Genomic DNA, 12,155 nt, shown 5'->3' with positions numbered 1-12,155 from the left:
GGTCCTTTCGCAGCGTGTCTCGGCGGTGCCATGAAGGTGCCCTTCACGACGTTGGACCTCGTGAAGGGCGTGCGACGCCCGCGACACGTCGTCACAGCCCTCCGCACCACGCTTCGACCGCACTGAGGTGCTCGGCGGTGATCCCGGTGTGCCGGTCCACCTGGACGAGCTCGGTGGCCAGCCCGTCGCGGGCCCGATCGGCGAGGAACCGGTCCCGTGCCGCCGGGTACAGGTCGAAGTCGTCGTCCAGCCACGCCAGCGGGCGGCCTGCCGCGTAGTGCTGCACGGCCGGGTACTTCCAGGCGGACTGGTCGGGGTGTGCGGCGAATTCGATGACCGGCAGGTTCGGCAGACCGATGAACGGGCCGATCATCGTGTTCGCCCTGTGTTCCCAGGTGCTCGCCCACGCCAGGCGCAGGCCGGTGCGCTCGCTCAACGCCACCAACTGCGCGCCGTGCTCCGGGTTGAGCCACAGCACCAGTGGCCTGCGCCTGCTCCACCAGGACAGCCGGATCCTGTGTTCGACGTACCCCGGCGGGTGCGAGCCCTGCTTGGCAGCCCACGGGTTGAGCGGGCCGTCCACGTCGAGCAGCAACAACGCGTCCACTCCGCCGATCATAGGGATTTCCCGGCCCCAGATCCGCTATGACCGAATCACGGCACTACGAGGGAGGGACCGGGATGAGGCGTAGTTTGCTGATCACGGCGTTGTTGGCCGGAGCGATGACCTGCCCCGTGCAGGCGCACGCGGCGGCGGCCTGTACCTGGCAGGGCACGGCATTGAGCCTGCCGAACAGCCAGAACGGGTCGGTGACGGCCACGAACGGGGCGGGCACGCTGGCGGGGTACGGGGTGCTGACCACCGTGCCGACCTCGGTGACGCACCTGGTCGCCTGGCGCAACGGCGCGTACACCGACTACGGCAAGCCGGACGCGGGGTACGCGTCGAGCCCGCAGGCGATCGACAAGTCCGGCACTGTGGTGGGCACGTCGAGGTTCAGCTACATGGCGTACCTGAGCAAGGCGATCCGCGCCGTGCCAGGCAAGAAGGTGGAGTTCCTGCCGCAGTTCCAGGACTACGCCTACGCCTCGGCCAACCAGATCGCGGACAACGGGGACATCTACGGCTGGGCCTCGAAGAGGACCGCCGAGCCGACGATCGGGCTGCGCTGGCCCGCGGACAAGCCGGGCACGGTGGAGCAGGTGCCGGGAGTGGCCAACCCGGTGGCCATCGACCACGACGGGGCGGCGCTGACCAGCACGGCGGTGGTGCGCGGCGGCGTGTCGAAGAAGCTGGGCACCCTGCCGGGGCTGACCGGGATTGACCCGCAGGACATCTCCAACGGGCGAGTGGTCGGCGTGGGGGACTACAACGGCAAGCCGGTCGGCCTGTACTGGGACCAGCAGTTGGCGGTGCACGTGTTGCCGAACTCCAGCTACAGCACCTACACCGGCTACTCCGGCTTCGCGATCAACCGCAACGGGCTGATCACCGGCCGGGTGGACGAGGCGCACGGCGGCAACGACCACGACGGCACCGGCTACGGGGTCTGGAACCAGGGCGCGTTCGTGTCCACCTTCGGCGACCTCAAGCACGACTACCCGGGCGTGGTCGGCGAGGACGGGGTGGTCGGCGGGGCCCGCTACGACGACAACCGCAAGGCGCACCCGTACAGCTGGCGCTGCGGCTGATCCCGAGCTGTACGGACAGGTCTCGGGACAAGTTGGCACCAGGTTCTTGACATCGATGTCACAGCCGGGCTGTGCTGTCGCGCAGGTCGTAGCCGGACGTGGAGGACCTGGGGCAATGATGCTTCTGAGCAGGAGACGGACGGTCGGCGCGACCGTCGTGACCGCACTACTGGCCGGGTTCGTGGCGGCATCCCCCGCCACGGCCCTGGCCGCACCAGCGGGCAAGACGGACTTCGCGTCCTCCTTCGAGGCCGGGGACACGCAGCCGTCCTGGACCGACACCGTGGAGACCGACGCCTCGGACCGGCCGAAGGCCGCCGGGGTCAACGGGGCCGACGCCAGCACCGTGCCCGGCAATGTCACCGACAAGGTTGTCGAGATCAAGGCCAGCGGGGAGAACACCGCGGGCGGCGAGGTCAAGGAGAACCTCGTCGACGGCAACCCCAACACCAAGTGGCTGGACTTCGCGAGCACCTCCTGGGTGCAGTTCAAGCTCTCCGAGCCGGTCGCCGTGGTGCGCTACGGGCTGATCTCCGCCAACGACGCGCCCGAGCGTGACCCGAAGGACTGGACCCTCAAGGCCTCCCAGGACGGTCAGAACTGGACCGCACTGGACACCCGCTCCGGCGAGCAGTTCACCGGTCGCCAGCAGACCAAGACCTACCAGCTGGGCAACACCACGGCCTACCAGTACTACCGGCTGGACATCACGCTGAACAACGGCGGCCCGATCGACCAGCTCGCCGAGGTGCAGCTGCTCAAGGACGTGGGCACCAGCCCCGTGCCGCCGAACATGCGCAGCTACCCGGGCAAGGGCCCAAGCGGTGGCTACAACGCCAAGGCCGGGGTGGGTTTCACCGGGCTCAAGGCGTTCCGCTACGCGGGCAGCCACCTGGTCAACGGGCACGCCTACTCGTACAACAAGGTCTTCGACGTGGACCTGCCGGTCACCGCGCAGAGCAGGCTGTCCTACGAGATCTTCCCCGAGCTGATCGGTGACGACCTCAACTACACCAGCACCTACGCCGCGGTGGACCTGGCCTTCGACGACGGCACGTACCTCAGCCAGCTCGGCGCCCGCGACCAGCACGGCTTCGTGCTCTCCCCGCAGGGCCAGGGCGAGTCGAAGTCCCTGTACACCAACCAGTGGAACCACCTGCAGTCCACGATTGGCGCCGTCGCCGCGGGCAAGCGGGTCAAGCGCATCCTGATCGGCTACGACAAGCCGACCGGGCCGGGGGACTTCAGCGGCTGGGTCGACGACATCACGATCACCGGCAACCCGGTGGACAAGGCGCGCACGCACCTGTCCGAGTACGTCAGCACCACCCGAGGCACCAATGCCAGCGGCAGTTTCTCCCGCGGCAACAACTTCCCGGCCACGGCCGTGCCGCACGGGTTCAACTTCTGGACCCCGATGACCAACGCCTCCTCGGGCAGTTGGCTCTACGAATACGCCAAGGGCAACAACGCGCAGAACCTGCCCACCGTGCAGGCGTTCACCGTCAGCCACGAGCCCAGCCCGTGGATGGGGGACCGGCAGACCTTCCAGGTGATGCCCACCGGCGGCACGCCCAGTGCCGACCGGGTGGCCAGGGCGCTGCCGTTCCGCCACGAGAACGAGACCGCGCAGCCCGACTACTACGGCGTGAACTTCGACAACGGTATGCGCACCGAGATCACGCCCACCGACCATGCCGCCCTGTTCCGGTTCACCTTCACCGGGGACAGCTCGAACCTGGTGTTCGACAACGCGAACAACAACGGCGGGCTGACCCTGGACCCGGCCAGCGGCACGGTCACCGGCTACTCCGATGTCAAGAGTGGACTGTCCACAGGGGCCACTCGGTTGTTCGTGTACGCCGTGTTCGACAAGCCGGTCAAGGCGGGCGCCAAGCTCACCGGCACCGGCAGGGACAACGTCACCGGCTACGTGGGGTTCGACACCTCGGCGAGCAAGACCGTCACGATGCGCATCGCGACCTCGCTGCTGAGCACCGAACAGGCCAAGCGCAACCTGGAGCAGGAGGTCTCGGCCGCCGACACCTTCGACACGGTCCGGGCCCGCGCGCAGAAGGCCTGGGACGACGCGCTGCACGTGATCGAGGTGCAGGGTGCCAGCGAGGACCAGCGGGTGACGCTGTACTCCAACCTGTACCGGCTCTTCCTGTACCCCAACTCGGGTTACGAGAACACCGGTACCGCGAACAAGCCGGTGTACCGCTACGCCAGCCCCGTCTCGCCCGCGGTCGGCCAGAACACGCCGACCAGCACCGGGGCGAAGATCGTGGACGGCAAGGTGTTCGTCAACAACGGGTTCTGGGACACCTACCGCACCACCTGGCCCGCCTACGACCTGCTCACCCCGAGCAAGGCCGGTGAGATGATCAACGGGTTCGTGCAGCAGTACAAGGACGGGGGCTGGGTCTCCCGCTGGTCCTCGCCCGGTTACGCGAACCTGATGACCGGCACCAGCTCCGACGTGGCCTTCGCCGACGCGTTCGTCAAGGGCGTTCCCGGGTTCGACGTGCAGGCGGCCTATGACGCCGCGGTCAAGAACGCCACCGTGGCCCCGCCCAACGCCAACGTCGGCCGCAAGGGGCTGGACAGCTCGATCTTCCTCGGCTACACGCCCACCTCCACCGACGAGGGCATGTCCTGGGCGATGGAGGGCTACGTCAACGACTACGGCATCGCCATGATGTCCAAGGCGCTGCTGGACAAGGCCAAGCCGAACGATCCGCGCCGCAAGGAGTACCAGGACAACTACGAGTACTTCCGCAACCGCGCGCAGAACTACGTGAACCTGTTCGACCCGTCGATCGGCTTCTTCCAGGGCCGCAACCCCGACGGCAGCTGGCGTTCGGCGGCCAAGGACTACGACCCGCGCGAGTGGGGCGGGGACTACACCGAGACCGACGGCTGGAACATGGCCTTCTCCGTGCCGCAGGACGGCCAGGGCCTGGCCAACCTGTACGGGGGCAAGGACAAGCTGGCCGCCAAGCTGGACAAGTTCTTCAGCACTCCGGAAACGGCCAAGTTCCCCGGCTCCTACGGCGGGACCATCCACGAGATGATCGAGGCCAGGGACGTGCGGATGGGCCAGTACGGGCACAGCAACCAGCCCTCGCACCACATCGCGTACATGTACGACTACGCGGGCCAGCCGTGGAAGACCCAGGAGAAGGTGCGCGAGATCGAGTCCCGGCTGTACCTGGGCAGCGAGATCGGCCAGGGCTACCCCGGTGACGAGGACAACGGCGAGATGTCCGCGTGGCAGGTCTTCGGCGCGCTGGGCTTCTACCCGTTGCAGATGGGCAGCGGGAACTACGCCATCGGCTCGCCCCTGTTCACCAAGGCCACCGTGCACCTGGAGGGCGGCCACGACCTGGTGATCAACGCACCGAAGAACAGCCAGCGCAACGTGTACGTGCAGGGCCTGCGGCTGAACGGCAAGTCCTACGACAAGACGTACCTGCCGCACGAGCTGATCGCCAAGGGCGGCACGCTGGACTTCGACATGGGGCCCAACCCCTCGCGCTGGGGCACCGGCGCGCAGGACGCCCCGCCCTCGCTCACCCAGGGCAGTGACGTGCCGCGTCCGCTGCGCGACACGGCGGGCATCGCGACCGGCCCGGTGGACGTGAAGGCGTTGTTCGACAACACATCCAGGACCCAGGTGGGCTTCGACAGCGCCACGCCGTGGGTGCAGTTCCAGCCCACCGGTGGCAAGGAGCGGATCAGCTACTACACGCTGACCTCGGCCGCGCAGGGCGCCGACCCGACTGCCTGGCAGCTCAAGGGTTCCTACGACGGCAAGACCTGGACCACGATCGACCAGCGGTCCGGCCAGAGCTTCGCCGCACGCCAGCAGACCCGGCCGTTCGCGATCGACAAGCCGGGGCGGTACAGCTACTACCGGCTGGAGGTCACCGCGAGCAGCGGCGGCAACCTCGCACTGTCCGAAGTGGAGTTCCTGGCCAAGCCGGACCCGGCCTGCACCACGACGATCACCGGCAGGCACGACGGTCCACTTCGGATCTCCGGGGTGACCTGCCTGCGCGACGCGGAGATCAACGGCCCGGTGGTGGTCGAACAGGGCGCCGCCCTGTACGCCAGCGGCGGCACGATCAGTGGCCCGCTCGCCGCGACCGGCGCCGACTCGGTGGTGCTGCTGGGCACGCACGTGTCCGGGCCGGTGGCGATCACCGGTGCCAGGACCGAGGTGGAGGTGGGCAGCGCCACGATCGACGGCCCACTGCTCGTGCACTGACCCCCTGACCTGTGGGCGGGACACGCGGTGTCCGCACACCGCGAGTCCCGCCCACCGGCGCGCGAGTCCCGTCCAGCCGTGCGCGAGTCCCGCTCTCAGGACCGCGAGTCCCGGCCGCAGGACCGCGAGTCCCGTCTACAGGTGCGCGAGTCCCGTTCTGAGGGCCGAGAGTCCCGCTCAGCGGTCGGTTTCGGCGAGCAGTTGCTCGGCGCGCAGGGCGATCTCCAGCTTGAGCCGTTCCTCGGGGATCGACAGCTGGGGCCCGACCAGTTCCTCGATCTGGTGCATGCGGTATCGCACGGTCTGCGGGTGGATGTCCAGCCGGGCAGCGATCTCGTTGACCCCGCCGTGCGTGTCCAGCCAGGCCAGCAGGGTGGCCGAGAGCCGCTCGCGCTGCTTGACCGTCAGGCCCTCGAAGGGGTGCAGGCTGCGCCGGGTCAGGTGGGTGAGCAGGAACTCGTCGGTGAACAGCATCAGCTTGGACAGGTGGTCGTGGCACCAGATCGGCCCATCGACCTGGATGATCCCGCGCTGTGCCAACAGGATGGCCCGTTGCGCGTAGTGCAGTGAGCGCGCGGCCTGTGCCAGCGGCACGGTCGGCCCCACCGCGACCCGGCGATCACCCCAGTGCCCCCGCAGGTCCTGTTCCGGGGCCGAGGTGACCATGCACGGGCTGTCGCTCTCGAAGTCGACCAGCGCGGTGCCGCCCGGCTCCAGACCGGACAGGTCGAACTGGTCCTCCCGGTACTCGAAGGCCACCGCGGCCACGTGCGTGGGCACCGGCCACTGCGTCGCGGCGGCCAGTTCCCGCACGGCCTTGGCCGAGGACGTGGGTTCGGCCAGCACCAGCTTGAGCAACTGCCTGCGCCGCCGCTCGAAGGTGCCCGCGGCCTGGGCCTGCGCCTCGGTGTAGCCCTCGATGGCCACCGCGGACAGTTCGTCCACGTAGGCGAAGATCGCCTCCGCCATCATGAGCAGGTTCTCCGTGGACATGCCCAGCGAGCGGCCGATCGCGGCCAGGTGGCGCCAGGCCACCCGCGCCCCGATGCGCACCGCCGTCTGCAACGCGTCCATGGTGCGGCCCTCGGTGAACTCCACCCGCCCCGAGTAGCGGAACCAGGCCGCCCACTCGTCGGTGGAGGCCTCCGGGTTGCCGCTGCTCTCGAAGCACTGCAGGATCGCCCGCTCCACCCCGCCGACCAGCACCTGGCCGAACTTGCCGCGCAGCGGCTGGGCGTAGGCGGGCACACCGCGCTGGATCTCGGCGATGATGTCCCTGGCCAGTGAGTTGGCGTACGGCCTGAGCATGTCGGCTTGTTGCGCCGACACCCTCGCCCACAACTGGCGGGCGTCGTCGATGCGCTCGTTGTTTTCCGCAATGGTGAGATCAGCCCTGATCATCGCCACCTCGCTGGGCAGGGAATCGCGTACACTGACGTTAGGAGTGGGAACGGTGCCCTGTCAAATAAGGATGGTGCTTGTGTCCGCTCGACAACTTCGTTCCGGACAACTGTTGAGCGCTGACAAAGTTGTCCCGTTGATTCACCGGCTACTTGGCGGTAACATTGTTCACCGCATTCTGGGCTCTTTGTGTGTGCCCGACTCGTGAATGCACTTCGTGTTTCTCCCTTCTGGAGGTGCGACCCTTGCGCACTCGTTCGCGATATCGGGTGCTCCTGCCCGTGATCCTGACGCTGACCACGGTGTTCACCGTGGGCACCGCCACGGCGGAAACAACCCCGCCCTCCCCACCCGGTGACGCTTTCTACGTGCCGCCCTCACCGCTGCCCAACGGTTCTCCCGGCGATGTGGTGCGCTGGCGCCAGATCAACGTCGGATTTCCCCGTCCCGCGGTGAAGGCGTGGCAGGTGATGTACCTGTCCACCGACGCGCTTGGCCAGCCCGACGTGGTCACCGGGACCGTCATGGTGCCGCAGGGCGCCGACCCGGCCAAGGCCCCGATCGCCAGCTTCGCCGCGGGCACCGAGGGCCCCGCCTTCCGCTGCGCCCCGTCCAACATGATCGCCATCGGTGCCCTGTACGAGCAACCGGGTGTGAACGACCTGCTCAACAGCGGTTTCGCCGTGGCGCTCACCGACTACGAGGGCTACCGGCCCACCTCGCGCACCACCTACGTGACCGGCCAGTCCGAGGGGCACGCCGTGATCGACGTGGTGCGTGCGGCCAGCCGACTGACCGAGACCGGCCTGTCCGACAAGGCCAAGGTCGTGTTCCGCGGCTACTCGCAGGGCGGCGGCGCCGCGATGTGGGCCGGTCAGCAGCAGCCGACCTACGCCCCCGAGCTGAACCTGGTCGGCATCGCCGCCGGCGGCGTGCCCGCCGACCTGGTGCAGGTCGCGCTGTCCCTGGACGGCCACAAGGGCTTCGGGCTGCTCGCGTACTCGCTGATCGGCCTGGACAACGCCTACCCCGACCTCAAGCTCGACTCGTACCTGACCGACACCGGCCGGACCGAGTTCGCCAAGCTCCAGCAGACCTCGTGCACCCTGGAGCTCCTGCTCAACTACAAGGACAAGAAGCTGCAGGACTACACCACCAGCAGCCCCGTGCTGACCCCGCCATGGCTCGCGCGGGTCGGCGAGAACAAGCTCGGCGGCACCCCGCCCAAGGTCCCCGTGTTCGAGTACCACGCCACCGGCGACGACCTCGTCGACTACTCGCAGGCCGCCGCGCTGCACGCCACGTACTGCAAGGCGGGCGCCAACATCACGTGGAAGACCTACCAGACCGACCACATCACCCTGGTCTACACCGGCAACGCCGACGTCCTCCAGTTCCTCAAGGACCGGATCGCCGGGACCCCCGCCACGTCGAACTGCTGACCTGGCCGCCCCGCAGGCGCCCCGCACTCCGGTGCGGGGCGCTTTTGTGTGCGTGCGTGCCACCTCGCTCCCGCCGTGTCGCGTGCCGTTCGCGGCGTTGGATGTCCTGAACGGCACGCGACATGGCGAGGCGGCGCTGCCTGGCCCAGGGCGGACCCGCCCCGAAGGTGCCTTTGGCGACGGTGTGCGCCTGCCACGACCGCCGCGAAGGTGGCTTTCACTGCGCTGAACGCAGCGAAAGGTCCTTTCGCAGCGCGTCTCGGCGGTGTCAGGAAGTGCCCTTCGCGACGGTAAACGTCCCGAACGGCCCGCGACACGGCGGCACAGGCCCAGAACAGGCTCGCCGGGCCACGCGCCCACGTCACACGGGCCATGAGCCCACGTCCCAAAGGTGCCCTTCGCGACACTGAGCGTCCCAAGGGGCACCTTCACGGCACCCAGTGCTGAGCCGGCACCCCAGCACGTCCCAAAGGTGCCCCTTGGGACATTGAACGTCCTGAACGGCACGCGACATGGCGAGGCGGCGCTGACTCGGCGGGACGGCCCTCCTGGCCGGGATTCGCGTGCAGGTCAGCGGGATTCGCGGGCCTCAGAGCGGAACTCGTGCCCCGGTGGGCGGGACTCGCGGGCCCTAGGCCGGGACTCGCACGGGCCAGGGCGGGATTCGCGCGCCTCAGGCCGGGACTCGCGCCTCAAGCCGGACTCGCGCCCCAGTGGCCGGGACTCGCGCCTCGGTGGCCGGGACTCGCTGGGTGGGGGCATGGCGGTGCCCCTGTCGCGGGGGGCGACAGGGGCACCGGGGTGGGGCGGGTCAGTGCTTGGCGGTCAGCGTCATGTCGATGGTGTTGCCCGAGCTGGCCGTGAAGGCGCTGATGTAGTCGTTGAAGGAGCCGCAGCCCTTCAGCGAGGAGATCGAGTACTCACCGGCCAGCTTGCCGCCCTTGAGCAGGTCGAACCCCGGGCCGGACTTCAGGTTGATGTCCGAGGGGGCCGTGGTCTGGCAGTCGGGCGAGTTGCTGATCGGGATGCCGAACAGGGTCACCTGCGGGAGGCTGATGTTCAGCTTGGAGTTGGAGACCAGCGCACCGGCGGTCACCGTCCCGGTCGTCTTGCCCACCGAGGAGAACGCGACCTGCGAGGTCACGGGCAGGAAGCCGAACAGGCTGAACTTGCCGCTGGTGGGTTCCAGCGCCAGGTCCGCGGTGTACTTGCTGGTGCCCAGGTCCAGGTCGGCGTTGATGCTGCCGGACAGCGGGACCGAGCCGTTGAGGTTCTTCAGCGCGGAGGTGCCCGCCAGGGTGTAGCTGTACTTCACACCACCGGGCGTGGTGGTCGTGGTCGTCGGCGGCACCGTGGTCGTGGTGGTCGTCGGCGGCGCCGTGGTGGTGGTCGTGGTCGGCGGGGCCGTGGTGGTGGTCGTGCCACCACCACCGGTGATGTCGAACTTGGTGAGCTGCGTGGGCTCACCGCTGTTCAGCGTGCACGCCGAGTCGAAGGTGCCCAGCCCGGTCGGGCTGCCATCGGCCTTCTTCGGCGTCATGGTGAGCTTGAGCGTCTTGACGTTGATGGTCGCGCTGCCCGCCTTGCTGAAGGTCAGCGAGGGGGTCTGCCCGGTGGCCACGATGTCGAAGGCGCCCGATGCGGGGATGTCGGTCTTGGCGATGTTCACCGGAACGTTGACCGGCAGGGTCGCCTCGGGAGCCACCACCTCATCGCCCGAGACGGCAGTGCCCTCGATGGAGGTAGCGCCGACCAGGTTCAGCCCCTGGGTCGCGGTCTCCGGCACCGTCGAGACGGCCTTGATGTTGAACACGCCGGTCGCCTGGCCCACCGGGATGCTCGACGGGATGTCGGAGGTGACGACCACCTTGATCGTCTGGTTGCCGATCAGGGGGAACGGGCAGGTGTAGTTCTGGGTCAGCGTGACCGGGGCGGCCATCGAGGTGCCCGCACCCACCACCAGACCCGCGGTGACCAGACCGGCGGCACCGACCGCGGCTATTCCCGCGAACACCTTCTTCGAACCTTTGCGATGATTCACAACCATCCTTCTTCCTTTGCATCGCCAGTGATGCAAATGCGCACGACAGGGGACCTCCCGACGGGAGGCGTGTCGATGGCTGGTTTGTACTGGCACCATCCCGGCCAATTACCGGTATGTAACCCACAAGCTAACCAGCCCCGTTCGGGGGCGCAAGCGCAGGCGGCACCCTTGTCAGCCCGTCACAGTCACGGCAACCACACAATTGGCGATCAATGACAGTTCTTGGGGATCCGCGCACCGACGGTGCCGCCGTCAAGCCCGAGGTTGGCACCAGGTTGAGTTGTTGTAGCCAGGTGCGTGTCAGCCGTGTCGCGACCAGGCCCCAGGTGCTCACATCCTGACAAAAGCTCCGCGGGGCGGTACTGCGGGTACAAGAACTTTCCCGAGCCCGGTTGACCCTGTGTGAAGGCCGACCCTACGTTCTGGGCACGTTCTCGTCGAAGCCCGAAATATCCGCTCCACCAGGGGAGTTCCCCTGGTGCCGTGGCGGCGGAGGAGCTCGTGGAAATTCGCGACAAGGCGGTCGTCATCACCGGTGCGGGCCGGGGTATCGGCGCGGCCATGGCGGTGCGGTTCGCCGCCGAGGGGCCGCGCGGCCTGGTGCTGGCCGACCTGGACGGCCCGGCCGCCCAGCAGGTGGCGGCACAGGTCCGCGAGCTGGGTGTGCCCGCGATCGGGGTGCGCACCGACGTGACCAGGCCCGCCGAGGTCAGCGAGCTGGTCGTCGCCGCGACGGCCGAGTTCGGCGACCCGGACCTGGTCTGTTCCAACGCGGGCGTGGCCACCGGCATGGGGGTGCACGCCGGTGCGGTCCAGTGGGCCAACTCCTGGGCGGTCAACGTGATGGCCCACGTGCACCTGGCCCAGGCCGTGCTGCCCGCCTTCGTGCGCAGGCGCGAGGGCTACCTGCTGATCACCGCCTCGGCGGTGGGCCTGCTCGGGTTGCCGGGGGACGCGCCGTACTCGGTGACCAAGCACGCGGCCGTGGCGCTGGCCGAGTGGCTGGCCTTCACCTACGGCCAGCACGGGGTCGGCGTGAGCGCTCTGTGCCCGTGGGGGGTTCGCACCGAACTGCTGATGCCCGGTGTCCAAGTTGGACACCCGGCGGCGCGCGCCGTGGCCGGTGCCGCGCCGATCCTGGAGCCGGCCGAGGTCGCCGAGGCGACCGTGCGCGGGCTGGCCGAGCACAGGTTCCTCATCCTGCCGCACCCGGAGGTCGGAGAGCTCAGCGCCCGCAAGGCCGCCGACCCCGACAAGTGGATCGCGGCCCAGCAGCGCGTGCTCCGGTGACCCGGCTGCGCAC

General features: G+C 68.7%; 7 protein-coding genes. 4 read left to right on the top strand and 3 right to left on the bottom strand.

Features of this window, described 5'->3' with window-relative positions; all coding sequences use genetic code 11:
- Window positions 1-91: 91 nt before the first annotated feature.
- Window positions 92-607: an HAD domain-containing protein gene (locus KALB_RS31115; RefSeq protein WP_148309725.1), complete on the bottom strand. Its 516-nt coding sequence runs from the start codon at window positions 605-607 to the stop codon at window positions 92-94.
- Between the two features lie 74 nt (window positions 608-681).
- Between KALB_RS31115 and KALB_RS31110 the strand changes: the two genes are divergently transcribed.
- Together KALB_RS31110 and KALB_RS31105 are read left to right on the top strand one after the other, a co-directional pair.
- Window positions 682-1,692, top strand: a complete 1,011-nt coding sequence (locus KALB_RS31110; protein WP_148309724.1) for a hypothetical protein — start codon at window positions 682-684, stop codon at window positions 1,690-1,692.
- Window positions 1,693-1,810: 118 nt separating this feature from the next.
- Complete coding sequence (locus KALB_RS31105) at window positions 1,811-5,965, top strand: GH92 family glycosyl hydrolase (RefSeq protein ID WP_081789993.1); 4,155 nt, start codon at window positions 1,811-1,813, stop codon at window positions 5,963-5,965.
- A gap of 177 nt (window positions 5,966-6,142) precedes the next feature.
- On the opposite strand, the gene KALB_RS31100 is transcribed toward KALB_RS31105, so the two are convergent.
- Window positions 6,143-7,366: a PucR family transcriptional regulator gene (locus KALB_RS31100; RefSeq protein WP_025359586.1), complete on the bottom strand. Its 1,224-nt coding sequence runs from the start codon at window positions 7,364-7,366 to the stop codon at window positions 6,143-6,145.
- Window positions 7,367-7,611: 245 nt separating this feature from the next.
- Here KALB_RS31100 and KALB_RS31095 point away from each other — a divergent pair, with 245 nt between their 5' ends.
- Entirely contained in the window at window positions 7,612-8,808 is a 1,197-nt protein-coding gene (locus KALB_RS31095) for a lipase family protein (protein ID WP_030111431.1), read from the top strand.
- A gap of 811 nt (window positions 8,809-9,619) precedes the next feature.
- Here KALB_RS31095 and KALB_RS31090 read toward each other — a convergent pair.
- Window positions 9,620-10,849 carry a DUF6801 domain-containing protein gene (locus tag KALB_RS31090; RefSeq protein ID WP_025359584.1) on the bottom strand — a complete coding sequence of 410 codons (1,230 nt, stop codon included), beginning with the start codon at window positions 10,847-10,849 and terminating at the stop codon, window positions 9,620-9,622.
- Between the two features lie 564 nt (window positions 10,850-11,413).
- Between KALB_RS31090 and KALB_RS31085 the strand changes: the two genes are divergently transcribed.
- Window positions 11,414-12,142 carry an SDR family NAD(P)-dependent oxidoreductase gene (locus KALB_RS31085; RefSeq protein WP_420811838.1) on the top strand — a complete coding sequence of 243 codons (729 nt, stop codon included), beginning with the start codon at window positions 11,414-11,416 and terminating at the stop codon, window positions 12,140-12,142.
- Window positions 12,143-12,155 lie beyond the last annotated feature (13 nt).

Source organism: Kutzneria viridogrisea DSM 43870, from assembly GCF_000525635.1.
Classification (GTDB): Bacteria; Actinomycetota; Actinomycetes; order Mycobacteriales; family Pseudonocardiaceae; genus Kutzneria; species Kutzneria viridogrisea.
Note: the sequence above shows the minus strand (reverse complement) of the source record. Positions and strands in the feature narration are given on the sequence as shown.

What these genes read in the sequence shown, in the direction of transcription:
- KALB_RS31085 (WP_420811838.1), top strand. Translation starts at nt 11,414, where the DNA reads ATGGCGGTGCGGTTCGCCGCCGAGGGGCCGCGCGGCCTGGTGCTGGCC.
- KALB_RS31100 (WP_025359586.1), bottom strand. Translation starts at nt 7,366, where the DNA reads ATGATCAGGGCTGATCTCACCATTGCGGAAAACAACGAGCGCATCGAC.
- KALB_RS31105 (WP_081789993.1), top strand. Translation starts at nt 1,811, where the DNA reads ATGCTTCTGAGCAGGAGACGGACGGTCGGCGCGACCGTCGTGACCGCA.
- KALB_RS31110 (WP_148309724.1), top strand. Translation starts at nt 682, where the DNA reads ATGAGGCGTAGTTTGCTGATCACGGCGTTGTTGGCCGGAGCGATGACC.